We start from the raw sequence: 24393 nt of genomic DNA, 5'->3' as shown, positions 1-24393 counted from the left end.
GCCGATAGGGGGACAGCTTGCATGACTCGCTCCGTGGTCCGCGCCGGGCTGGCGGGCGAAGAGCGCGGACGGGGCCCACGCCTCGCCGCCGGCCGCGACGGGGCCGAAGCCCCGTCGCGGCGACGCCTGCGCGATCAGGTCGTGGGGCGGCCGCCGCCGATCTTCGGGAACATCTCGGCGACGGCCTGGGCGTACTCCTCCTCGGAGAGGTGCTCGACGCCCACCGCGACGGCGGCCTCGTTGACGTCCTCGGTCTCGGTGCTGAGCTGGTGTTGAATTTCCATGTTCGTTCTCTCGATTCGATCCGGGCGAATCATCGCCGGCGGCGCGCGACATGCGGCCCCGGAGTGTCGGGGTCCCCGGGTACCCCGTCATTTGGGGGCGACGGCGCGGCGCGGAGGGCTCGCGTGCTCGCCCATGATCTCGAACTGGATGACCTGAATCAGGCGCGCGTCCTTCTTCGTGCTGCCGAACGACTGACCGGTGGAGTGGAACAAGTCCCCGCGGAAGAGCACGAGGCGATTCCATTTCATGGGCACCGTGAGCGTCGGCTCCCAATCGCTCGGGTCCCGCCCGCCCTTCAGCTCGTTCCAGAAGAAATCCGAGAGCTGGGCGCCCGTGTACCCGCGCAGCGCGAGGCGCATGTCGAGGCACGACTCCCAGCCGCACCGCTTGTGTCGCCAGAAGTGCGTCCCCGCCCGGGCCTCGCATTGCCCCGGCGGATTCAGGTAGACGATGCCACCGTCGTAGTCGTCGAAGTGGATGTTCGCGCGGCCGAGGTCGTGCGTGCCGGCGGTGTTGATGCGGTAAAACGGGAAGAACTTGATCTTCGAGCCCAGGATCGAGGCGATCCCGTGGGCCGCGGTGAGGTGCGTGTCCTTGAGGGGCTCGGTCTCGATGGCGTCACGGCCGCCGTAGTTCGCGTCCGCGCGCTTCTCCGGCTCGTACTCGCGTGCGAGGGCGATGCGCCGTTGCTCCCAGGGATCGGCGAAGAAATCATCAATGATGAGGATGTGAGGCGAGCGCGCCCGACCGCGGGACCAAATTCCCCGCCAGAGCGGGGCGGCCGAGTACACCTCGGGCTCGGCGATCTGCACGCCCCAGGCGCGGGCGGGAAACTCGTCGACGGCCGTCTTCGTGCGCGGCGCCGGTGCCCCATCGGCGTGCGCGTCCGCTTGCCCGACGGTGAAATGGGCATTCGTGTTCTCGACGCTCATGGCATTTCCTCTGGCGCGCAGTCCCCGCGAGAGCGCCCGGCGGCGCGCCGGCGGCGTTGGCTGCGGCGATTCGCCGCCGGTGTGCGGAGTCGTGTCGAGCTCTAGGAGAGGGTTTTTACAAACGGCATGCCACTCCGTGGCGCCGTGGAATTCGACGCGCCCCCAGCAAGCCGTTGCGTGGGAAGGCAACCCGAGACGCGCAAGGAGATGGGGCGTCGGACGATGCTGCCGCCGCGAAGCTGCCGGGATCAGCCTCGGCGGAGATGCCGGCGGACTCTAGAGCTCAGGGGTGCGGTCGAGCCCGGCCGAGCGGCCCCCGCGGGCGCGCGATCCGAAGGCCACGTTCCATGAGAGGCGGTGGCAGGAGCTCGCCGCTGGGCGCGGCGCAGGCTCCAGGCGCTGCTCCGCGTCGGGCTCGAGCGTGCGGTTCAGGAAGGGGGATGGGCAGCGCGGCGGCCCTGGGACGGGGCCGCCCGGGCTCGCGGGGGCAGGCCTCGGCGCCTGCGCCCCGCGCGCCCGGTCGCGACGGGCTACTTCGGAATGCCGTCGTTCTGGCACGTCAGGCTGCAGCCGTCGCCGCTCACCTTGTTTCCGTCGTCGCACTCCTCGTAGGCGGCCTGGCGGATGCCGTCGCCGCAGTACGGACCGTAGACGCAGCCCGGCGCGCACTTGCCGTAGCCGCCGGTGTTGTTGCCGTCGCCGTCGTCGCACTTCTCGTCGCCGTTGCGGATGCCGTCGCCGCAGCGCGGGCCGAGCACGCAGCCCGGGCCGCACTCGCCGTAACCGCCGTCGTTCTTGCCGTCGTCGCACTGCTCGCCGGCTTGAACGACCCCGTCGCCGCACTGGGCGCCGAGGCGGCAGTTCTTGCTGCAGCCCGTGGCCTCGTTCGGCGGATCGCACTGCTCGCCCCACTCCTCGTTGACGTCGTTATCGCCGCACCTGGCCGCCGGCGTGCAGTCGGGGAGGCAGCTGCCGTAGAAGCCGTCGTTCACGCCGTCGTCGCAGGTCTCGGTGCCGTTGACGACGCCGTCGCCGCAGTACGGCCCGTACTGGCAGAGCGCGGTGCACCCGCCGTACTCGCCGCCGTTCTCGTCGGCGCCGAGGTCGCAGTCCTCCTCCGCGGGCTGGACGATGCCGTCGCCGCAGCGCGGCCCGTAGACGCACGAGGGCGCGCACTCGCCGTACCCGCCGTCGTTGATGCCGTCGTCGCACTCCTCGCCGAACTCCGGCTGCAGCACGCCGTCGCCGCAGTGCGCGCCGAGCCGGCAGCTCGCGCAGTTCGGGTCGGCCGCGTTGTCGCACTCCTCGCCCCAGTCCGCGTCGACGTGGTTGTCGCCGCACCTCGGCGCCGGCGTGCAGCCCGGGGCGCAGGTGCCGTAGGTGCCGTCGTTCACGCCGTCGTCGCACGCCTCGGCGCCGTTGACCACGCCGTCGCCGCAGTACGGCGCGTAGTCGCACGACGCGGTGCACCCGCCGTAAGCGCCGTTGTTCAGCCCGTCGCCGAGATCGCAGTCCTCCTCCGCGGGCTGGACGATGCCGTCGCCGCAGCGCGGCCCGTACAGGCACGCGGGGCCGCACTGCTCGTAGCCGCCGTCGTTCACGCCGTCGTCGCACTGCTCGCCGAGCTGCGGCTGCACGATCCCGTTGCCGCACTGCGCGGCGAGCCGGCAGTTCACGCAGCTCGGGTCGCTGCTGTCGCACTCTTCGCCCCAGTCGCGGTCGACGCGGCCGTCGCCGCACCTCGGCGCCGGCGTGCAGCCCTGGGCGCAGGTGCCGTAGGCGCCGTCGTTCACGCCGTCGTCGCACGCCTCGGCGCCGTTGACCACGCCGTCGCCGCAGTACGGACCGTAGGTGCAGGAGCTGGTGCACCCGCCATAGGCGCCGGTGTTCATCCCGTCGCCGAGATCGCAGCTCTCGTCCGCGGGCTGGACGATGCCGTCGCCGCAGCGCGGCCCGAGGACGCACGAGGGCGCGCACTGGCCGTACCCGCCGTCGTTGATGCCGTCGTCGCACTGCTCGCCGAGCTCCGACTGCAGCACGCCGTCGCCGCAGTGCTCGCCGAGCTGGCAGCGCACGCAGTTCGGGTCGCTGCTGTCGCACTCCTCGCCCCACTCCTGGTCGACGTGGCCGTCGCCGCACTTCGGCGCAGGCGTGCAGTTCGGGTTGCAGGTGTCGTAGAAGCCGTCGTTGACGCCGTCGTCGCACCCTTCGCCGCCGTTGACGACGCCGTCGCCGCACGACGGCCCGATCTCGCACTCCGTCGTGCAGCCGCCGTAGCCGCTCGCCGTGTTGCCGGCGCCGAGATCGCACGCCTCGTACGGCGCGTTGACCAGGCCGTCGCCGCAGCGGGGCGGGGCCACGCACCCCGGCGCGCAGGCGTTCGAGGCGTTGGCGTAGGTGCTGTTGTTGATGCCGTTGTCGCAGGCCTCGGGGCCGTTCTTCACGCCGTCGCCGCAGTAGGCGCCGAGCTGGCAGTTGTTGCACTGACCGTAGCCGGTCCCGTTCGCGCTGCCGTCGTCGCACTCCTCGCCCGGCGTCACGACCGGCGGGTCGACCCCGCACTGCGGCGTGCACACCGACGTTCCGGCGCTGAAGCCCGCCAGCGTGAGCTGGTAGTTCGACCCGGTGACGTGGCGCTCGGCCTGGAACACCGCGATCTCGTAGACCTTGCCCGCCTCGAGGTTGAGGTTGACGGGGTAGGGGGCGCGGTTCGGGCAGTTGTTACCGGTGCAGGGGGTCACGAGGGCGGAGCCGTCGTCCCGGATGGTCACGCTCTCCTGGATGCGCTCGTGGATGCCGCCGATGTCGACGGTCAGCGTGTTCTTGATGAACACCCAGACGTCGTCGTCACCGTAGAAGGTGAGCACCGGGTCGGCCACGGCGGGATTCGGGTTGAACTGGAACCAGTACCGGACCTCGCTCGTGAAGTAGAAGTTGTGCCCGCCGTCGCGCGCGTTCTCGTCCCCGGTGAAGAGGAGGCTGTTGAGCGTGGGATCGGCGCCGGGGGGGTCGAGGTCCACCGGCCAGAACGGGCTCCGCTCGTACACGAACCTGCCGGGGGTCGCCTCGAGCAGCTCGATCGTGGTGAGGAGCGTCCGGTTGAACTGCGGGTTGTCCCGGTACCACCACTGGAAGTTGGTTTGCCCCGAGGTGTAGCCGGTGGCGCGGGTCGGATCGAAGTAACCGAGGCCGTACGCGTTCACGGGCTTGCCGTCGGCGTCGAGCGTCGTCTGGACGGTGCCGTCGAGCTGCGCGCCGTCCGAGGGGGTGATCTCGAAGTCGAAGTGCCCGATGGGGTTGGCGTTCAGGCGGGCGTCGCACTGAGCGTTGCTCGTGTTGCGGTTGTAGGTGTCCGGGCACCAGCCGATGAAGTCGCGGATGACCATCGGCAGCCGCATCTCGGTGGGCGCCACGGTGCAGACGTAGCCAGGCTCGATCCGGCACGTGGCGGAGCAGCCGTCGCCGCTCTCGGTGTTGCCGTCGTCGCACTGCTCGGTGGCGTCGCCGGGCAGGAGGATGCCGTCGCCGCAGATCGACAGGCACGCGCCGGCCCTGCAGTCGGGCTCGCGCTTGCAGTCCGGCGTGCAGCCGTCGCGCCAGTTGCCGTTGTTGTCGTCGCAGACCTCGGTGCCCTCGACGATGCCGTTGCCGCAGTCGGAGTAGCCGCTGCAGTCCTGGGGCTCGAGATCGTCGCACATCCGGCCGGGCTCGATCCGGCAGGTCTCGTCGCAGCCGTCGCCGCTGTCGCCATTGCCGTCGTCGCACTGCTCGGCGCCGACCTTGATCCCGTCGCCGCAGACCGTCTTGCAGGGGAACCCGACGCGCGAGCAGTCCCACCCGTCCTCGATGGTCTCGCAGTCGGCGCTGCAGCCGTCGCCGTCGGCCGGCTCCTCGCCGTCGTCGCACTGCTCGGCGCCGCCGATCACGCCGTCGCCGCACACGGGCGGCGGGGGCGGGGTGCAGGGGCCGCCGGCCGGCGGGCACGTCCAGCCCACCTCGATCTTGCACTGCGGGGTGCAGCCGTCGCCGCCGACAGGGCTCACCCCGCCGCCGTCGTCGCACTGCTCGCCGAGCTGCACCACGCCGTCGCCGCAGAAGGTCCTCACGGTGCAGGGCTGTCCCGGCCGGCAGTTCCAGCCCTCCTCGAGCCGGCAGTCGGCCGTGCAGCCGTCGCCGGACACCGGCGGATCCTCGCCGTCGTCGCACTGCTCCCCGCCGTTCACGCGGCCGTCGCCGCACCGGTAGACGAGGATGCACGGCTTGCCCGGCTCGGGGCACACGTACGCCGGGTCCACCGCCTTGCAGTCCGCGCTGCAGCCGTCACCGCCCGCCGTGTTGCCGTCATCGCAGATCTCGCCCGGGTCCACCACGCCGTCGCCGCAGCGGATCAGGAGCTCGCAAGGCTGCCCCGGGGTCGGGCAGGTGTAGAACGCCTCCTGCCGGCACAGGCTCGAGCAGCCGTCGCCGCTCGCGGTGTTGCCGTCGTCGCACACCTCGCCGGTCTCCTTGAGGCCGTTGCCGCAGACGGGCAGCCGCGTGCACGGCTGGCCCGGCCGGCTGCACTGATATCCCTCCTCGCGCATGCACGTGGCGCTGCAGCCGTCGCCGGACACGGGCGGGCTGCCGCCGTCCTCGCACTCCTCCGAGCCGTTCACGCGACCGTCGCCGCACCAGTACTGGAGGGTGCAGGGCACGCCCGGCGTGGGGCACGTGTAGATCGGCTCCACCGTCTTGCAGTCGGCGCTGCAGCCGTCGCCGCTCGCGTTGTTGCCGTCGTCGCAGACCTCGCCCGGGTTGAGCGCGCCGTCGCCGCACCAGATCAGCAGCTCGCACGGCTGCCCCGGAGTCGGGCAGGTGTAGAACGCCTCTTGCCGGCACAGGCTCGAGCAGCCGTCGCCGCCCGCCGTGTTGCCGTCGTCGCACTGCTCGCCGCTCTCCAGGAGCCCGTTGCCGCAGACCGGCAGGCGCTCGCAGGGCTGGCCGGGCCGCCGGCACACATACCCCGGCTCGCGCATGCACGTGGCGCTGCAGCCGTCGCCGGACACGGGCGGGTCGCCGCCGTCCTCGCACTGCTCGCCGTTGTTCACGCGGCCGTCGCCGCAACGATAGAGGAGGGTGCAGGGCACGCCCGGCCTGGGGCACACGTAAAGCGGGTCGAGCACCTTGCAGTCGGCGCTGCAGCCGTCGCCGTCCGCCGTGTTGCCGTCGTCGCAGAGCTCGCCGGGGTCCACCCTGCCGTCGCCGCACCGGATGAGCAGCTCGCACGGCTCGCCCGGCGTCGGACAGGTGTAGAAGGACTCCTGCCGGCAGAGGCTCGAGCAGCCGTCGCCGCTCACGGCGTTGCCGTCATCGCAGGTCTCGCCGGTCTCCTTGACCCCGTTGCCGCAGACCGGCACGCGCTCGCAGGGCTGCCCGGGCCGAGGGCACGCGAAGCCCGGCTCGCGCTTGCAGTCGGCGCTGCAGCCGTCGCCGGACACCTTGTTGCGGTCGTCGCACGTCTCCGAGCCGTTCACGCGGCCGTCGCCGCAATCGTAGAGCAGCGTGCAGGGCTCGCCCGGCTTCGGACAGACGTACGAGGGGTCGACGAAGAAGCAGTCGGCGCTACAGCCGTCGCCGTCCGCGGTGTTGCCGTCGTCGCAGAACTCGCCCGGGTCGACCACGCCATCGCCGCACGCGATGGTCAGCACGCACGGCTGGCCGGGCGCGGGACACTCGCAGTAAGGCTCGATCTCGCACAGGCCCGAACAGCAGTCGCCGGGCAGGCTGTTGCCGTCGTCGCACGCCTCGCTGGCCTGGTTGATCATGCCGTCGCCGCAGGCGGGCTCCTGCGGCAGCTCGCACTCGGGGGGCGGGTCGTCGCCGGCGCAGGGATCCGGCCGCTCTCCGCCGTTGCCTCCCTGGCCGACGCCCACGCCGAAGTCGCTGCCGCCCCCTCCGGTCTCGTCGCCGGATCCACTCGAGTTCGTGCCGGTCCCCGCGCCGCCTGCGCCGGGATCGCCCGTGGAGGGCGCTCCCCCGCCGCAGGCGGCAGCGACTTGCAGCAATCCCACCGCCAAAGCCAGATAAGACGTTCTCAAACTCACGACACACCTCGACGAACACGAGCGGATGCGCTCGGGCAGAAGGTCGACGACCCTGTTCCAGGGTAGCCCGGGCGCCCTTCACACCTCTAGGCGAAAATCACTTCATCCTCCTCCACTCGGCCACAGCGGCGCGGCATCCCGTTCTCGGTGGACGCCATGAGAGCTCCGCTGGCGAATGACGCGCATTGCGCGACGCAGCGCCGGGTGGGGGCGGTGCTTCCTTTCTGCTGCTGTGGCACGAGCGACCGCGCGGCTTCGCAACCCGGTTCGCGCTTGACATTGTTGCTCTGACCGGCGCGCTCGATCTCGTTGGTGCTCAAACCAAATGGGTGCCCATCAAATCGCCGCGTTCGGGGCGGAGACCGCTCTCCGAGAGGCGCTTTTGCGGCGCGGTCCCTCGCGCGCGGCGCCGGCGTGAGCGCGGTCACCCGGCCGGCGCGAGCGGCAGCTCGACCGCGAAGGTGGCGCCCCGCCCCGGGTTCGACGCGGCGCTCACGGCGCCGCCGTGCGCCTCGACGACGGCGCGGACCAGCGCGAGCCCGAGCCCGCTGCCCTGCTCGCGCCCGCGCGTCGTGAAGAAGCGATCGAACACCCGCGCGAGATCTTCCGCCGAGATGCCGGGGCCGGTGTCGGAGACGCGGATCTCGACGCGCCTCCCCTCGACCACGTCGACGCTCACGTGCACCTTGCCGCCGTCGCCCGAGAACGACGCCGCGCTCTCGAGCAGGTTGCGGAGGACGGACTCGAACCGGTGGGCGACGCCGACGACCCGGGCGCTCGCGGCCCCGGAGACGGTGAAGCGGACCTTGGCGAAGCGCTCGTCGTCGGCCATGGCCACGACGAGCCCCCGCGCGAGCGCCGCGACGTCGACCCGCTCGCGCGCCTCGTGGAGCATCCCGGCCTCGGCGCGGGCGAGCTCCAGGAAATGGCTCACCAGCGTGTCGAGCCGGTGGCTCGACTCCTTGAGCAGCCGCGAGAGCCGGGCGGCCCGCTCGCGTTCGGCCGGCGCCTCGGCGAGCGCGTCGGCGCAGCCGCGGATCGTGGCCACGGGGTTCTTGAGCTCGTGCACGAGGTCCGCGACGAACGCCTCGTTCGCCTTGCGGCGCTCCGCGAGCGCCGTGAGCAGGGCGTTGAACGCCGCGGCCACGTCCTGCATCTCGGCCGACCCCTGGAGGGGGAGGTCGGCGCTCGGGGTGGGCTCGTGGATCTTCGCGAGCGCGCGCCGGCGGAGCGCCTCGAGCGGGCGGACGAACCGGCTCGTGAGCCAGAGGGCGAGCAGCAGCGACAGCGGCAGGGTGATCGCGGCGAGGCGCGGCAGCTCGAGGCGCAGGTAGAGGAGCGTGGGCGCGATCAGGACGGCGACGAGCGCCGTCACCCGGAAGCGCAGCGAGCGGAAGAAGGGGAGCGGGCCGCCTTGCGCCCTTCCGTCATCCACGGAAGGCCCGGAATCGGTAGCCGGCGCCAATCACGGTCTCGATGCGATCGGAGGTGGTGTCGACCTGCTCGATCCTGCGAAGGAGGGCGAGCGCGGCCGTCCCGCCGCGCGCGGAGAGCGTCGCGTGCCCCGCCTCCTGGAACGCGAGCGCGAGCACCTCGAGCAGGGAGGCGTCGTCGTCGACGAGGAGGAGGCGTGCCATGCGGCGCTCCCCGATGGTCGCACGGTTCAGCTCGCTTTCACATCCTCGGCCTGCCGGAACAGGATCGCGACGCCGAGCGCCGCCGCGGCTGGGACGAAGAGGTCGCCCGAGGCCGACGCCCTCAGCGGGAAGCCGTTCGCTTCCAGGAGCTTCCGCGCGGCGGAGGCGTCGCGCACCGCGACCGCGTAGGCGACGAAGGCCGGGAGCGCCGTGGCCCGCTCGCCCGGCAGGAGCGCCTCCAGATCGGCGTCGGCGACGAGGGTGACGCGGGCGCCGTCGAGATCGAAGACGCGCGCCGGACCGTCGGCGCGCGCCGCGCGGCCGAGGTACGTCGCGTAGCGGCGCTCGACCTCCGGCAGCGCCGCCCGGGCGACGCAGAGCACGGCGTCGACGAGGTCCACCGCGCCGTTCGGATGATCCATGTGGAGCTGTGCCTCGAGCAGCTCCGCGGGCGGGTTCTCCGCGATCGCGAGCCTCCCCTCGGGCGCGCGGCCCGCCCCGGCGTCCGCCGGAGCGTCGCCGTCGAGCTCGATGAAGCGGAGCGCCTCCACCCGGGGGCCTTTCGCGGTGTCCACCGGCCGCCGGACCGCGCTGACGCCCCCGTGGCGGATGCCCTCCGCGCTCAGCCTGCCGGCCGCGGCGTCGGCGTCGGGGGTCTTGAACACGAGGATGTGCAGGCCCTGGAAGCGCGCGAGGCACGCGGCGATCCTGGCGACGGTGCTGCGGATGGCCTCGGTGAGCCGCGGCAGGTGCTCGGGAGGCGCCTGGATGGGCACGAGCTTGGCGTCGCTCGGGATCCAGCCGGGGTCGTCGTCCCGGACGCAGCTCACGAGCTCGACGAAGTTGCGCGGGAAGTTGGCGTGGGTGTTCGCGGCGCCGAACGGCCTGGGGGGCTCGCCCTCCCTGGGCGGCAGCATGGGGTAGGCGGGGGGCGACAGGCGGAAGCCGAGCCGCCGGTAGAGCTCGAGCCCTTCCTTCATGTCGCTCACGACGTGGCCGACGTGGTGCAGGTGATCGATGTCACGACCCATTCAGGTCACCTCCGCCTCCTTCAGCCAGCGTTCGGGGCGCGGGACCGCCGCAGGAGGCAGCGGCGGTACGCGCTCCGCGGAGCCTAACCGACGGCGCGCTGGCCCAGGCCGGGATCTCCGAGGCGATCTGTGTCACGGCACATTGAGGTCACTTGTTATGGCGCTTTGTGGCACAATTGTGTCAAGGCCGAGTGTGCCAAAGCGCGAAACAGCCCGTTCTCGTGGCGGGCACGAACTGTGATTGATCAGTGCCAACGGAAGCCGTGCTCGTCTACGGCACATTTTTGTCGTCGAGTGCCAGCGGCTTCCGGGAGAACACCATGCCTTCTTTCTCGATCTTGAGGGGTTCCTCGCTGCTCGCGTTCCTTGTGAGCGCATTCCTCGTGGCCTGCTCGGGGGGCTCCGGCGGCTCCGGCGGCTCCGGCGGCTCGGGCGCCTCCGGCGGCGCCGGCGGCACCGGCGGCGAGGCGAGCTGCGACGACGTGCTCGATGACGAGGCGCTCGAGGAGCCGATCTCGATCGTCGTGACGAACGAGCGGAGCACACCCGTGTACCTGACGCCGGGCGGCTGCGCCCCGGTCGGGTGGTCCGTCGACGGCAAGAACATGTTCGAGGCCGCGATTCCGACCTGCGAGGGCCTGCTCGAGGGCGAGCCCGGCGGGAACGCGTGCGGGCCGTCGTTCCAGGAGCTCGCGGCCGGCGCGTCGGTCACCGTCGAGTGGCACGGCCGCATCGCCGAGTCGATTCCTGTGGTCGACGGCTGCGTCGCTCTTTCGATCTCCGCCGAGCACGAGACGTGCGGCCGCCTCGCGCTCGCCGGCGACGGAGCCCACGAGCTGGAGCTCACGGTCTACCTGGAGCTCGACGAGGAGACGGAGATCGGCACGTCGCCGCTCCCGGCCATCGCCGTGCCCTTCACCCTGCCGACCGAGAGCATCGCCGTGATCATCCCGGAAGATCCGTAGTCCCGGCGCCTTGGTTGTCCTGTTTCCGGCCACGGGACACGCCTGACCAGCGTGCGGGGGCCAGGTCGCCCGCCGACGAGCGCGGGGGGCCGCGCCGGCACCGCCGGATCACTCGTCTCCGGGCGGTTGGGGCAGGCCTGGCAGGCCGTCGATGCTCGCCGCGTTCTTCTCCCGCCGGTACCGCGAGAGGCCCTCTTTCCCCTTGCGCTCCGCCCACTTCGACAGCGTATCTCGCTCGCCCTCGTAGGCCATGCGCGGCACGGCGTATCCGCACGACGTGGCGACGCGCTCGAGCGCGACGCGGATCACCGACCGGACGCCCGGGAGCCGCGGAAACAGGCCCGCGAGCGCGTCGAAGCGCGGGTCGCCGGGGAAGACCGGCTCGCCGCGGCCGTACAGGCGCACGATGCGGGGCGGGCCGGAGAACGCGCAGAACATCAGCGTGACGCGGCCGTTGTCGCGGAGGTGCGCGATGGTCTCGACGCCGCTGCCGGTGAGGTCGAGGTAGGCCACGGTCCGGGGGTCGAGGACGCGGAAGGTGTCGTGCCCCTTCGGCGACAGGTTGACGTGCCCGCCGCTGCCCGAGGGGGCGGAGGCGACGAAGAAGAGGTGTTGCTCGGCGAGGAAGCCGGTGAGGTCGTCGTCCAGCTCGGAGAAGGTCTTTCCCATGGATCCTCGGGGGGACAGGGGCGCGCGAGGGCGCTCGCGGGTGGCGGGGCGATCGGTGCCGTGGCGTGCGGGCGGGCCGCGCGAGGTGCCGCTGGAGCGATGCTGTTGCTCCTGGCGAGAGAGATTTTAACGCAAAGGCGCAAAGGCGCAAAGGCGCAAGAAAAGAGGGTGAGGAGGGGCAAGGAGCTCCGTGCCTGACTGTGGTTCCCTCCGCGTGAAACGGACGAGCCTAGTCATGCGGCGCGTGCCTCTCCCATCTTGTCCTTGGGCGCCTTTGCGCCTTTGCGCCTTTGCGTTGAACTCCGAGCTTCGCGACCGTTCAGGCGACCGCGGGCTCACCTCGCCCCTCGTCACCGGTTTGCGCGCCCGCGATCGAGCCGGGGGAGCCGCGGTGCGCCGTTCAGGGGTTCAGATCGCCGCTGAACGTGAAGCCGGTGCCCAGCGGGATCATGATGCGCTGGATGATCGGCAGGTTGACGTGCGCGCGCAGCGCGCCGTTGTCCAGGCCGCGCCCCGTGCAGCCGGAGAACGCGACATGGATCGTGCCCTTGCCGGCGGCGTCCTCCACGAGCAACACCGCATCTGCCGGGGGCGGCGCAGGCGGGTGCAGGCACTGCTTGGGATCGACGTCGGGGTTCGGCCCGGGCCTCGACGAGCCGAGGGCGGCGGCCAGCGCGGCCGCCTCTCGCCCGGACAGGCGCGCGGAGGTCCGCAGCACGTCGCCCCTCGGGCCGTAGTAGCAGATGGAGATCGACGCCGGGTCGCGAGGCGCCATGGCCGAGCGCGCGCCGGGGTGCGCCGCCTTGGGAGGGCGCCTGTAAGGGCAGCCGTTGTGATCGACGCCGACGAGCTGCGCGCTGTCGAGGATCCGGCGGGTGATCTCGGGATCGTGGGTCCTGACCGAGATCAGGATCTGCCGCGACGGGATCCTCAGCCAGCCGAAATGGCGGCCGTCCGCGCCCCGCCCCTCCGTGCGCTCGGCGCTCACGCCGCCGAGCGACACGTCGCGGCGCGTGAACTCCGGGCCCTTCTTCACCTCTTCCGGTGCATCGGCGCCGATCTGCGCGACCTGCTTCGTCGGCTTCTCCGGCGTCAGGCACGCGAGCTGGTACACCTGTGCCCGGACGACGGTGGGCCTGTCGCTCATGTTGCAGCCGTAGTCGTTGACGGCCCAGTCCGCCGGGACCTCGATCTGCACGCCGAGGGAGCTCTCGAACCGCCACCCCGCGGCGGCCGCCGGCGGCGGCGTCGCGGCCGGCGCGGCGCTGACCGCGGGCGCGGCGTCTGCGGTGGGCGCGGCGCCGGCGCTCGCCGCGGCGCCGGCGCTCGCCGCGGCGCCGGCGACGGGCGCGGCGCTGGCGACCGGTCTGGCCTCGACGGCGGCCGTCCCTGACCGGTCCGGAGCGGCGCGCGCGCAGCCCGCGGTCCCCAGCCCGAGCGCGCCGGCCGCGAGCACCCCCGTCAGGCCGCACGCGGCCTTGCGCCACCTCCGGACCGGGCGCCGCGGGCGCCGCTGCCGCAGCGGCGCGTCGAGGTCGCACCCGCCGGCTCCGGTCCACACGCGCGCTCCCGTCTCGCTTTCTCGATCTGCCTTGGCCATCGCTGTCTCTCGCCGTTCGCGCGGCGGAGCGGAACCGCCGCGTCCCCCCCACCTACGCACGCGCTCCCGCATCGATCTACACGAAAAACGGAGTCCGTGCCGTCCGTCCGGCAGCTTGACCAGGCCGGCCCGGCCGACGAGCTCGGGGGGCGCTCCGCGGACGAATCGGTGCATCTGCTACGACACCATCTACGACACCATCCGGGTGTGCTCACAGACGTCTGCGCCGAAATCTTATCGTATCGGTTGAATGGTGCGCTCGCTGCGTGATGCGTAGCGATAGCTGCGCCGCCCACGGGCCATCCCTCTTGATAGATGTCAGGACAACGCGATCCAGCCCGGGCTCCGCTCCTTGACCCCCTTTCCTGGACCCATATAGTCAGCTGGACGGTCGGGCTGCACACAATCCGTGTCTGCCATGCCGTCGAGCACGCGACCGCGGCAGCGCGCGGGTCGTGGACGTGTGCGCTGTTCACGCATCAACCACCATCACGATCTAGGAGGCTCGAATGGAACACCTGATTCGGCAGATCGCCCAAGACCGTCTCTGGAACCAGTGGGTCGCGGCCAACTCGGCCGGTGACGCGACCCTCGACGCCGGCTGCATCTCGAGGAAGGACGGCTGCATCTCGAAGAAGGCCGGCTGCATCTCGAAGAAGGCCGGCTGCATCTCGAAGAAGGCGGGCTGCATCTCGAAGAAGGCCGGCTGCATCTCGAAGAAGGCCGGCTGTATCTCGAAGAAGGCCGGCTGCATCAGCTGACAGGGCCACCCGGGTCGGCGAGCGAGGCGGAGCGCCATTGCTGTTGCGGGCTTCTGCCTCGCTCGCGGCCGCCCGGACCCAGGGGAACAACGCTTCTCGATGGCCCGCCCGGCCGTCTTCCGGAGTCGACCGATGGACGCCCAACGACAGACGCTCGCCGCGATGATCGAAGAGGTCAGGGATATCCCCATCTACCGCGCGTCCATCGAGGCGGGCTCGTTCCCGATCCTCGAGAAGCCGGAGATCGCCAGGGGCTTTCCAGACAACTGGATGACCCCGAGGCTCGCCGCGGCGCTCGAGGCCGGCGAGGCGGAGCTCGTGCTCTCGACCGGGACCAACCACGCGCGGATGCAGATCATCCGCCCGCCCTTCTTCCTGCTCAAGTCCTATTACCGGCTGTGGAGCGAGCACCCCGACATCGCCGGCACCTGGCAGCTGGGCTGCCAGCGCGTCTCGCTCACCACCGTGCTGGCGACCGAGCACGTGGCGCGGCTCAACGCGAAGCGGCGCGGCGCCCCGGCGCCGGCGCGCCCGAGCCTCGAGGAGCGCAGGCTCGACGAGCGGACGCTCTACCTCAACCTGCAGCTCGACCCGGCGCTCTGGGAGCGCAGCGACGTGGAGCGCATGCTGGGCGAGATGACCGCCGTCCAGACGGCGCATCCGCGAGGCTTGTTCCACCTCGACTGCGACAGCTACCACCTCGCTCACCTCGTGCAAAAGGCGCTCTCTTCGGGCGCGTGGCAGCGCTTCCCGAGGCCGGCCAGCGTCGTCCACGCCTACGAGTACACGCCGAGGAACGTGCGGCGGTTCCTCCAGCAGCGCTTCGACTGCCCGATCATCGACCTGTTCGGCAGCACCGAGCTCGGGTATCTGTATTACAGCGATCGTCACGGGCGATATTGGCCCTACCTCGACAAGATGCTCCTGGAGTTGATCCCGGTCGAGGAGGGCAGCGCGATCTACAGCCTCATCGTGTCGAGCGTGCGCAACCCCCACATGCCGCTGATCCGCTATCGCTCGGGCGACTGCGCCGAGACGGTCGACGGCTCGCCCGACCCGCGCCGCATCCGGCGGTTCTGCGGGCGCGAGCGAGAGCTGCTGCGGCTCGGGCGCGGCGGCCTGCTCTCCCAGGCCCACCTCGACGACTGGATCGCCGCGTCCGCGCCGTCCATCTTCGTCTACCAGCTCCGCCCGAGCGGTCCGCGGGAGGCGCGGCTCCTGTACACCACGTTCGACGGCAGGCCCATCGGGGCGGCCGCGGCGCGCGCGCTGCGACAGGCGATCTCGGACGGCGCCGCGCTCGACTGCGCCCTCGAGCACCGTGAGCACATCGCGATCGGCAAGTCCGGGAAATACGCATGGCTGGTGCAGGAGACCGAGGCCTCGGAGCGAGGTGGCGTATGAAGACGGAACAGCCCAGGATGACGGCCGCCGCGCTGAAGGCGTTGCTCGATGACGCCTTCTTCTCCGGGATCGTGCGGCACTTCGCGCGGACCACCGGCGACGAGCCCGCGTACGTCGAGCGCCAGGTCATCGAGTGTCTGAGGTACCTGTACCTGGTCTCGCGCTACCCGGAGCGGCTGGCCGGCCTGTTCCTGCCCGTCGAGCAGGCGATCGACGAGGTCTGGCACTACCTCATCTTGCAGACGCGGGAGTACCGCGAGCTGTGCGAGGAGCGCCTGCCGGGGCGCTTCTTCATCCACCACCGCAGCTTGCCGTACGAGGATTACCAGGAGACGCAGCCCAGCCGGGAGCAGGCGCTCGAGGAGGCGCTGCGCTGGCTGCCGCTCTACCGCGCGGAGTTCGGCCCCTTCGACGAGGGCGCGCTGCCCCACTGGACGATGGTGCGTTTCCTGAGCGAGCGCCTCGGCCTGTCCCTGGACGCCATCGCGGCGCTGGAGGCGGAAGACCAGCCCTCGCCGCCCGGCGCGGAGCGCGCCCGTTGACCCGCCGAGCGCTCGCCGCCGCGCCGGCCGCGTCCGTCAACACGGCGGTCCTGCTGCTGTGTCAGGTCGTCGGGATCGCCGGCGTGGTCTCGATCCAGTTCGTCGGCAGCCTGGTGGGCGAGCGGCTCGCGAGGGACATGCGCCTCGCGACCGCGCCGGTGGCCGCGCTGGTGCTGTCCTCGGCGCTGGGCACCTGGCCGGCCAGCCAGCTGATGCGGCGCTTCGGGCGCCGGCCCTGCTTCATCGCCGCGGCGCTCCTGTCCGCCGGCTGCCTCGCGCTCGCCGCGCGCGCGGTCGAGCGCTCGGACTTCGCGCTGTTCTGCACGGCGGTCCTCGGCGTCGGGCTGCACGGCGCCTTCGTGCAGCAATATCGCTTCGCGATCCTCGAAGGGCAGCCGAGCGGCCGCGCGCCGCGCCTGCTGACGATGATCCAGCTCGCCAGCGCGGCGGGCATCGTCCCCGGCATCTCGCTCTTCGGCCTGCTGGAGGGGCGGACGTCCAGCTACATGCCATACACCCTGCTGATCCTGGCGGCGCTCCAGGCGATCTCGGCGCTCTCGTTCGCGGCGTACCGGCCGCAGGAGGCGCTCGCCGCCGGGGCCTCCGCCGCGCCCGACGCGCGCGCGCGGGCCCTGTACTGGCCGATGGTCGCCATGGGCGCCGGCGCCTTCCTGGTGATGAGCCTGATCATGGTGCCGACGCCCTTGCAGATGTGCGGCGTCGAGCAGCGCTCGGTCAAGGAGGCGAGCTGGGTGATCGAGGTGCACCTCTTGAGCATGTACCTGCCGTCGCTCTCGGTCGGCGCCTTGCTCCAGCGGATGTCGATCGCGGCGCTCCAGGGCGTCGGGCTCGCGTTCCTTCTCGTGGGCTTCATGATCAGCTGGGTTCCGGGGTTCGAAGGGCACCTCGTCGGCCTCTCGTTGGTCGGGATCGGGTGGTGTTATGTGTTCGTGACCGCGACGACCCTTGTCGCGCGCAGCCGCTCGGGCGCCGAGCGCTTTCGCGCGCAGGGCGTCAACGATCTGTGCGTATTCGCCGGAAGCGGCGCGGCGTCGCTCTCGTCCGGAGCGCTCCTGTCGGCGCTGGGGTGGAGCGGCCTGCTGCACCTCGGCGTGGTGCTGGTCGTGAGCTTGATGGCGCTCGCCTGGAACGTCCACCGGGCCTGAGGGCCGTCGCCCGGGGCGGCGCCGCGCCGCACGCATCATCGCAAACGCCGCGCGGGGCGAGCAGCGCCGCGCGCACATCCGTGTCCGGAGGGAGGCGAACATCATGTCCGAGGTGGAGTCGAATCGTTCGGGGGGCGGCGCGGCGCCTATGGGCCGCTTCGATGCGGTCGTGGTCGGCGCCGGGTTCGCGGGGCTGTACATGCTTTACCGCCTGCGCCAGCTCGGCCTCTCGGCGCGGGTCTACGAGGCGGGCAGCGGGGTGGGCGGCACGTGGTTCTGGAACCGCTACCCGGGCGCGCGCTGCGATATCCCCAGCATGGACTACTCCTATTCGTTCTCGCCCGAGCTCCAACAAGAGTGGAAGTGGACCGAGCGCTACGCCACCCAGCCGGAGATCCTGCGCTATCTGGAGCACGTCGCGGACAGGTTCGAGCTCCGCCGGGACATCCAGCTCGGGACGCGCGTGACCGCGGCCGCCTTCGACGAGGGGACGGGCCGGTGGACCATCCGGACCGGCGACGGCGCGAGCGTGACCGCCGGGTTCCTGATCATGGCCACGGGCTGCTTGTCCGCGGCGAAGGCGCCCGATCTCCCGGGGATCGAGCGCTTCCAGGGCGAGCGGTACCACACGAGCCGCTGGCCGCACGGAGGCGTCGACTTCCGCGGCAAGCGCGTCGGCGTCCTCGGCACCGGCTCGTCCGGCGTCCAGATCATCCCCGTCATCGCCGAGCAGGCGGCTCGGCTCTTCGTGTTCCAGCGGACCCCCTGCTTCAGCGTGCCGGCGCGCAACGCGCCCCTGGACCCGGCCTACGAAGCGTGGATGAAGGAGAGCTACGCCGAGTACCGGCGCAAGGCCCGCGAGACGCGCGCCGGGGTCGTCATGGAGGTCAACCCGAAGTCTGCGCTGGAGGTGTCGCCCGAGGAGCGGGAGCGCGCGTACAAGGCGCGATGGGAGCAGGGCGGCACGTCCTTCCTCGTCACGTTCTCGGACGTGATGCGCTCCCGCGAGGCCAACGAGACGGCCGCCGAGTTCGTCCGGTCCCAGATCCGCGCGACGGTCCGCGACCCCGCGGTCGCCGAGGCGCTGTGCCCGCGAGAATACCCGCTCGGCACCCGGCGCCTCTGCGTCGATACCCGCTATTACGAGACGTTCAACCGGGACAACGTCACCCTGGTCGACCTGAAGTCGTCGCCGATCGAGGAGATCACGGAGCGGGGGCTCCGGACGCGGAGCGCGGAGCACGCGCTGGATTGCCTCGTGCTCGCGACGGGCTTCGACGCGATGACGGGCGCCCTGACCCGCATCGACCTCCGCGGCAGGGGCGGCGCGTCGCTGAAGCAGCGGTGGGCCGACGGCCCGCGCGCGTACCTCGGCATCGCCGTCGCCGGATTCCCGAACCTGTTCACCATCACCGGCCCGGGCAGCCCGTCGGTGTTCAGCAACGCGATCGTCTCCATCGAGCAGCACGTGGAGTGGATCGCCGACTGCCTCGCGTACCTGCGCGCGCGCGGCCTCGAGCGCATCGAGGCCACCGCCGAGGCGGAGGACAGGTGGGGCGCGCACGTCAGGGAGGTGGCCGACGGCACGTTCTATCCGCTGGCCAATTCCTGGTACGTCGGGGCCAACATCCCTGGCAAGCCGCGCGTCCTCATGCCGTATGCCGGCGGCGTCGGCGCCTACAGGAAGCGGTGCGAGGAGGTCGCGGCCCAGGGGTACGCGGGGTTCGCGCTGTCGAAGGCGGGGTGAAGGGGGGCGGCGGGGGCCCCCCGCGGGCCCCTGGCCCGGTCCGCCGCCTGCAGACGGGCAGGAAATCAACGGGTGAAAGCTCCCCTTCCGCGGGGCTCACGCGAAGTAGAAAGCGTCGCGCGAGCGCCGCGCACCGGAGCCGCCACGACCGGGCGCTCTCCCGCGTGAGCCTGGCATCGGAAATGCAAGCGCTGCCGCAGACCCGGGCTCGAGCCAGGGTCCAACGCGCCTGATTGGACATGCTTCTCGTGGACACTACGACGTTGAACGGTAGGTACGCCCTCGGCCGGCTGATCGGCCAAGGGGGGATGGGGGCCGTTTACGAGGCCGATGACGTCGCGCTGCAGCGCCGCGTCGCCGTGAAGGTCCTCTCCCCGGAGCTCGCCCACGGCCGGTCCGCCCTGGGCCGGTTCGAGCGCGAGGCGAGGGCCGCGAGCGCCATCCGGACCGAGCACATCGTCCGCGTGCTCGACGCCGACGTGGACCAGGCGACGGGCTCGCCGTTCCTGGTCATGGAGCTCCTCCGCGGCGAGGACCTCGCGCACCTCCTCGACCGCCTCGGCCCGCTGCCCCCCAGGCTCGCGCTCCGGATCGTGGCCCAGGCGTGCGTCGGCCTGGAGAGGGCGCACGAAGCCGGGGTCGTGCACCGGGACATCAAGCCGGCCAACCTGTTCCTCGCGCGGCGCGAGGGCGGCGACGGGCTCGTCGTCAAGCTGCTCGACTTCGGCGTCGCGAAGATCCGGCCAGCCCACGATCTTCGCCGGGATACCACGGGGCTCACGTGGTCCGGCCACGTGCTCGGGACGCCGCGCTACATGTCCCCCGAGCAGGCGCGGGGCATCAAGGACATCGATCATCGGACCGACCTCTGGTCGCTCGGGGTCGTGCTCTACCGCGCGCTGGCCGGTCGAACGCCGACCGAGGACGTCAAGGCGGTCGGAGAGCTCATCGCCGCCCTGGTCGCCGACCTGCCCGCGCCGGTCCAGGACGTCGCGCCGTGGGTCCCGCCCGAGGTCGCGGCGGTCGTCGACGGCGCGCTCCAGTACCAGCCGGCCGACCGGTATCCGAGCGCCTCGGCGATGCGCGACGCCCTCCTGCCGCTGCTCGGCGAGGACCCTCTCGCGCTGGACGAGAGCCTGCTCGTCCCCCTGGCGCCGTCCGAGCGCCTCGCGGTCGCCCCGCGGTTCGAGCCGCGGGTGAGGGCGCGCGCGCCCCGGCGCCCCGCGAGCGGCGCGGGCGGCGCGCAGCGGTGGAAGGACCCCCCGCTGGACAGCGGGACCGCGCTCCCGGACGAGCGGACGCTCAGCCAGGACTACGGCATCCGCGGCGAGCCGACGCTCAGCCGGGACTACCGCGTCTGCGGCGAGCCGACGCTCGGCCGGGACCACGGCGTCCGCGGCGAGCCGACGCTCGGCCGGGACCACGGCGTCCGCGGCGAGCCGACGCTCGGCCGGGACCACGGCGTCGACGAGCGGCCGGAGCGACCGCCGAACGAGCCCGCGCCGCCGCCGCACCGGGACCGGACCAGGTTGCGGCTCTCCGCCTTCGCGCTGCTCGCCGCGGGCCTCGGCGGGGCCGCGATGCCCTGGCCGGCCGGCGCGGCGTCCATCGGGGTGCAGCGCGCGATCCGCGGCGCGCTGGAGGCGCCCTCGGTCGAGTGCCCGGCGCCCTCGCCGATGCCTGAGGCGTCCCCGATCGCGCGCCGGATCGGGCGGGTCATCGCCTCCGGGGGAGCCTCGGCGGAGATCGACAGGGCGCCCGCGGCGCGGAAGGACGGCATGGCGGCCCTGCCCGGGATCCCGGGCGGGGTCCACGACGCGCGGGCCCTCGAGGGCGATGCGGAGACCGAGGTCATCGCCGCCGACGCCGGCGTCGCCGCGGCAAAGCGAAAGCAGGCATCGCGCCGGGCTTCCGCGAGCCCGGCGAGGAAACCTCGGCCCGCAGCGGCGGCGAGCGCGGCGCCTGCCGCGGCGCCGCCCCCCGCGGACGCGAGCGACCCGCTCCTCCCCCAGCGCTTCGAATAGCCGGCGTCGACCGCCGCGTCGGGTCAGCGGAAGTCGTCGATGTTCATGTTGTACCGCCGGATCCACCGGTGCACCTGCGCGCGATCTCTCCCGAGCTCGCGCGCCACCGCGGCGACGTTGCCCCGCTGCTGCACCAGGAGCTCCCGCAACACCTTCTCGTCCGGGGAGGCCCGCGGGGGCAGCGTCCCCCTCAGCGCGTCGGCGCCCTCGCCGGCTGGGGGCGCCGCCTCGCCCTCCGGGGCCAGCGTGGCGCGGGCCTCGTCCGCGGGCGGCGGCTGCGACGCCGAGCTCCGGGCGCCGTAGCTCCGCATCCGGTCCCGGATCTCGTCGCTGAGGTCCTCGACGTCGAGCTCGGCGCTGCGCGCCCTGGCCGCCCAGCGCTTGATGAGCGCCTCGAGCTCCCGCACGTTGTAGGGAAAATCGTGGTGGAGCAGGCCCGCCATGAACGCCATGCTGGGGCGCGCCTCGGGCCGACCGTGGCGCCTCGCGAGCGCGACGCACAGCGAGAAGATGTCTTCCTTGCGCTCGCGCAGGGGGGGCAGCGTGATGCTGAGCTCGTTCAGGCGGGCGAACAGGTCGGCGCGGAAGGCGCCCGACTGCTGGAGCGCGTCGAGGTCGCGGTGGGTGGCGGCGACGATCCGCACGTCGACCTGCTCGGGCTGCGACGCGCCGAGCGGCATGACCTCCTTCGACTGGATCACCCGGAGGAGCTTCGCCTGGGCTTCGAGCGGCATATCCCCGATCTCGTCGAGCAGGAGCGTGCCCTGGTGGGCCGCGCGGAGGATGCCCACCCGGTCGCGGTCGGCGCCCGAGAAGGCGCCGCGCCGGTGTCCGAAGAGCTCCCCCTCGATGAGCGCGGCGGGGATCGCCGCGCAGTTGACGACATGGAGCGGCCCGCGCCTGCCGCTCCAGTCATGGAGCTGCTCGGCGAAGATCTCCTTTCCGGTCCCGCTCTCGCCGAGGATCAGCACCGACAGCTCGCTGCGCGCGATCTCGCGCAGGCTCCCGGCGAGGCGCTGGCTCTGGTAGCCGCCGACGATCCGGCTCGTCGAGGAGCGCGGCCGGGCCTTCGCCGTCGCGTCCGGATCGTCGAAGTAGGCGCCGTCGATGCGGTAGTGCGCGTAGCTCTCGGCGTCGCTCTCGACGAACTTGAAGATGGCGTCGCCGATCCGGATCTCGTCGAGGTGCGCGAGGACGGCCTCGGCGACGAACTCGCCGTTGTGCAGCGTGCCGTTACGGCCGCCGAGATCGAAGAGCTGCCACACGCCCCCGCGCCGCTCGATGCGGGCGTGCAGGCGCGACGCGGTGCGCGTCGGTACGCAGATGTCCGCGCTCGGGTCGCGGCCGAGGACCGAGCCCGACTCGGGCAGGGCGTACGCCGGGCGAAACTGCTCGTAATTGGGCGCATAGAGCAGCACGATGCCCGCCCCCGAGCCCACGGTTCCGGTGACCGGCGTGCAAATTTGCATCGAGGCTGTGGTGCCGAGGCTCTTCGTCGACGGCCATCTGTCGCCGGGCATTGCGTGGACGATGCTACCAAACCTCCTCCGCCCGCGCGTGCTTTGTTCCGTCCAGATCACGCCTTCACAGCGTCGTTCCTGTGCGACACCGCGGCAGGTTCTCATTCCGGGTGCAACCCCGCGAATGCGCACCGAAGCTCTCCGAGGCGGGCTGAGCTGCGACGCTGCCCGGAGTGGCAAGGTGCGGGGATCGGCGCGCGCCGGGGAGCGAGCGGTCCGGCGAACGCCTCGACGGAGCCGATAGGACGACGTTCTCCCCGGCGAGCAGCCTGCCGAGCACGAGCAGGGGCGCGGCGCCGAGGCGGCGCGCGGCGCGCCGCCTTCGGCCCTACGACGCCGCGTTACGGCGTGAACTCGGCCTTGCGCAGGGGAGTGCCCACGCTGCCCGCGGTGTAGAACACGAACAGGCCGCCGCCGCCCTTGACGACCGCCGGGCCGCCCACGCCGCTGGCGGCCGTCACCGCGCCGGAGCACGTGTTCCCGCTGCTTGCGCCGTCGATCTTGATCGCGCTCCAGGAGGAGCCGCTGAGCGAAGCCGCGCGGAGCGTATGGTTGGTCTGGTCGATATAGAAGACGTAGGGCGTTCTCCAGCCGAAGAGCGACTGGCTATCGCTGATGGCATCGATTGCAAAGCCCATATCCCCGCTGGTCGCACCGCTCGCGACGCCGCCCGTGCCGTCGATAACGCTGAACGTGTAGTTGGTCCCGTCAAAATCTGCGACGCGCAGGTTCTTCTGGGTCTCGTTGATGTAGAAGACCTTGAGGCCGAGGGTGCCCAAGGGATTGCCGTACGTCACGACCGCGATGTCCGCGCCGACGTGATCCGTCGTCCGCCCGTTGGCGCCTCCGTCTCCGTCGAGCACGGAGAGGCTCCAGCTCGTGCCGTTCGTGGTGACGGCCTGGCGAACGTTCGTACCAGTGTTGCCAAATGAGCGGTAAAAGACCCGCAGCTTCCCGTCATGGACGACGGGCTTGGCTTTGCTGATTCCGCCGATGTTGTCGACGAGCTGGTAGCTCCATGTCGACCCGTCATAGACGGCAACGCGGAGCACCTTGTCGCTGGTCGCGAAGCCGGCCGTCGTGTAGAAGATGAAGAGCTTGCCGTCGAAGACGATCGCGGCGGGCTCGAAGCCCATGTTTCCGTGGATGTTCTCGCCGTTTCCGTCGACACCGATATGGGTCCAGGCGCCGGTGCCGCTGGTCTTGTACGCGACCCTCAGATCCCCGTTGAATTGGTCCACATAAGGGAAGTAGAAGGTGCCGCCATAGGTCGCCGAGTTTCCCGACGAGTTGTATCCCGCGTGCTGGCCGGGCAGCGCCGGATCGCCCGCGAGGGTCTCATGGCTCCACAGGGTCTGATTGGTGTCTGTCGTGTACGCCGTGCGCAGCAGATGTGTGCTCGGTTGCCAGACGTTGTAGAACACGTGAGGCTTACCATTGTACGACGCAGCATTGATGTTCGTATCCATGGAGCTGTTGACGAAGGTGCTGCACGTCCATCCCGCGCTCGCTTCGCCCGCCCCCGCCGCGAGCGCGAGCGCGCCGCTCAGCGCTGCCGCGCCGGTAGCGATGAGGCGATGGGTCGTACGCTCGATCCGAGAAGTCAACGAAGACATGTTCATTGTATTCTTTCGTGCTGGCGTGAAGACGCGCCTCCGACGGGTGAGAACGCATCGGAGGCGCGCTGGCCGAGGCTGCGCAGCTCGTCGCTCGCGTCGCTCAAGCAGCGAGCGTGCCATCGTCGCACCCACGCGCCGGCCCTTGCGATGGCGGATGAAATGCCGCCGAAGTTCGTCGTTCTCGATGCGGCGCTGGGCTGCGGAGATGAGCTGCCTCGGGTGACAAGCGGCTCAGCGACCGTAACTTGTCGCTGAGCGTGCCTGGCACGGTGACGTGCGTGCCATGGCACAGTGAGGTCGTGCCATGTGACACCGAGCCGGCTTGCCCGCGCCGGGTGCCGCTCGTGCTCGCGTGAAGGCGGGCCCGCGCGAGAGGGCGCGCTGGCGAGGCTGCGCGGCCGGTCAGAG

18 protein-coding genes are annotated in these 24393 nt (G+C 71.7%); 7 read left to right on the top strand and 11 right to left on the bottom strand.

Translation table 11 applies throughout. The annotated features are described in order from the left end of the window. Nucleotides 1-134 precede the first annotated feature (134 nt). From WMF20_RS29225 to WMF20_RS29195, 7 genes are all read right to left on the bottom strand, one after another. A complete protein-coding gene (locus WMF20_RS29225; RefSeq protein ID WP_165374269.1) occupies nt 135-284 on the bottom strand; it encodes a hypothetical protein in 150 nt (49 codons plus the stop codon). Between the two features lie 87 nt (nt 285-371). Beyond that, nucleotides 372-1217, bottom strand: a complete 846-nt coding sequence (locus WMF20_RS29220) for a DUF6445 family protein (RefSeq protein WP_129577514.1) — start codon at nt 1215-1217, stop codon at nt 372-374. 530 nt (nt 1218-1747) lie between these two features. Beyond that, nucleotides 1748-7261 (bottom strand): DUF4215 domain-containing protein, encoded by a 5514-nt coding sequence (locus WMF20_RS29215; protein ID WP_437605200.1) that lies wholly within the window; start codon nt 7259-7261, stop codon nt 1748-1750. Between the two features lie 125 nt (nt 7262-7386). Next, nucleotides 7387-7620 (bottom strand): hypothetical protein, encoded by a 234-nt coding sequence (locus WMF20_RS29210; protein WP_437605199.1) that lies wholly within the window; start codon nt 7618-7620, stop codon nt 7387-7389. 104 nt (nt 7621-7724) lie between these two features. Continuing rightward, entirely contained in the window at nt 7725-8735 is a 1011-nt protein-coding gene (locus tag WMF20_RS29205) for a sensor histidine kinase (RefSeq protein ID WP_437605198.1), read from the bottom strand. Then, a complete protein-coding gene (locus WMF20_RS29200) occupies nt 8728-8937 on the bottom strand; it encodes a hypothetical protein (RefSeq protein WP_129577511.1) in 210 nt (69 codons plus the stop codon). The genes WMF20_RS29205 and WMF20_RS29200 overlap by 8 nt, the downstream gene beginning before the upstream one ends. Nucleotides 8938-8963: 26 nt before the next feature. Continuing rightward, nucleotides 8964-9968 carry a VOC family protein gene (locus WMF20_RS29195; protein ID WP_437605197.1) on the bottom strand — a complete coding sequence of 335 codons (1005 nt, stop codon included), beginning with the start codon at nt 9966-9968 and terminating at the stop codon, nt 8964-8966. A 248-nt stretch (nt 9969-10216) separates the two neighbouring features. Between WMF20_RS29195 and WMF20_RS29190 the strand changes: the two genes are divergently transcribed. Continuing rightward, nucleotides 10217-10933, top strand: coding sequence for a hypothetical protein (locus WMF20_RS29190; protein ID WP_437605196.1), 717 nt, complete (start codon nt 10217-10219; stop codon nt 10931-10933). 108 nt (nt 10934-11041) lie between these two features. Here WMF20_RS29190 and WMF20_RS29185 read toward each other — a convergent pair whose 3' ends face one another. After that, a complete protein-coding gene (locus WMF20_RS29185; protein ID WP_437605195.1) occupies nt 11042-11602 on the bottom strand; it encodes a pyridoxamine 5'-phosphate oxidase family protein in 561 nt (186 codons plus the stop codon). Between the two features lie 400 nt (nt 11603-12002). Then, a complete protein-coding gene (locus WMF20_RS29180) occupies nt 12003-13163 on the bottom strand; it encodes a hypothetical protein (RefSeq protein ID WP_437605194.1) in 1161 nt (386 codons plus the stop codon). A 548-nt stretch (nt 13164-13711) separates the two neighbouring features. Here WMF20_RS29180 and WMF20_RS29175 point away from each other — a divergent pair. The 6 genes from WMF20_RS29175 to WMF20_RS29150 all read left to right on the top strand — a co-directional run bounded on the left by WMF20_RS29175 (nt 13712) and on the right by WMF20_RS29150 (nt 20846). After that, nucleotides 13712-13963 carry a hypothetical protein gene (locus WMF20_RS29175; protein ID WP_437605193.1) on the top strand — a complete coding sequence of 84 codons (252 nt, stop codon included), beginning with the start codon at nt 13712-13714 and terminating at the stop codon, nt 13961-13963. Nucleotides 13964-14095: 132 nt separating this feature from the next. Next, nucleotides 14096-15367 (top strand): hypothetical protein, encoded by a 1272-nt coding sequence (locus tag WMF20_RS29170; RefSeq protein WP_437605192.1) that lies wholly within the window; start codon nt 14096-14098, stop codon nt 15365-15367. Next, complete coding sequence (locus tag WMF20_RS29165; protein WP_437605191.1) at nt 15364-15909, top strand: glycine-rich domain-containing protein; 546 nt, start codon at nt 15364-15366, stop codon at nt 15907-15909. The genes WMF20_RS29170 and WMF20_RS29165 overlap by 4 nt, the downstream gene beginning before the upstream one ends. Further along, nucleotides 15906-17075, top strand: a complete 1170-nt coding sequence (locus WMF20_RS29160) for an MFS transporter (protein ID WP_129577504.1) — start codon at nt 15906-15908, stop codon at nt 17073-17075. The genes WMF20_RS29165 and WMF20_RS29160 overlap by 4 nt, the downstream gene beginning before the upstream one ends. A 103-nt stretch (nt 17076-17178) precedes the next feature. After that, entirely contained in the window at nt 17179-18822 is a 1644-nt protein-coding gene (locus tag WMF20_RS29155; protein ID WP_437605190.1) for a flavin-containing monooxygenase, read from the top strand. A 263-nt stretch (nt 18823-19085) separates the two neighbouring features. Further along, nucleotides 19086-20846, top strand: coding sequence for a protein kinase domain-containing protein (locus WMF20_RS29150; protein ID WP_437605189.1), 1761 nt, complete (start codon nt 19086-19088; stop codon nt 20844-20846). 23 nt (nt 20847-20869) lie between these two features. On the opposite strand, the gene WMF20_RS29145 is transcribed toward WMF20_RS29150, so the two are convergent. Both WMF20_RS29145 and WMF20_RS29140 read right to left on the bottom strand, forming a co-directional pair. After that, nucleotides 20870-22366: a sigma 54-interacting transcriptional regulator gene (locus tag WMF20_RS29145; RefSeq protein WP_437605188.1), complete on the bottom strand. Its 1497-nt coding sequence runs from the start codon at nt 22364-22366 to the stop codon at nt 20870-20872. 341 nt (nt 22367-22707) lie between these two features. Then, the gene (locus WMF20_RS29140) at nt 22708-23982 is read right to left on the bottom strand and encodes a hypothetical protein (protein WP_437605187.1); all 1275 of its coding nucleotides are present in this window, start codon (nt 23980-23982) and stop codon (nt 22708-22710) included. Nucleotides 23983-24393 lie beyond the last annotated feature (411 nt).

This window comes from Sorangium sp. So ce834 (assembly GCF_051521425.1).
GTDB classification, from domain to species: domain Bacteria; phylum Myxococcota_A; class Polyangia; order Polyangiales; family Polyangiaceae; genus Sorangium; species Sorangium cellulosum_D.
The sequence above is the reverse complement of the archived record's forward strand: the minus strand, read 5'-3'. Positions and strand labels throughout refer to the sequence as shown.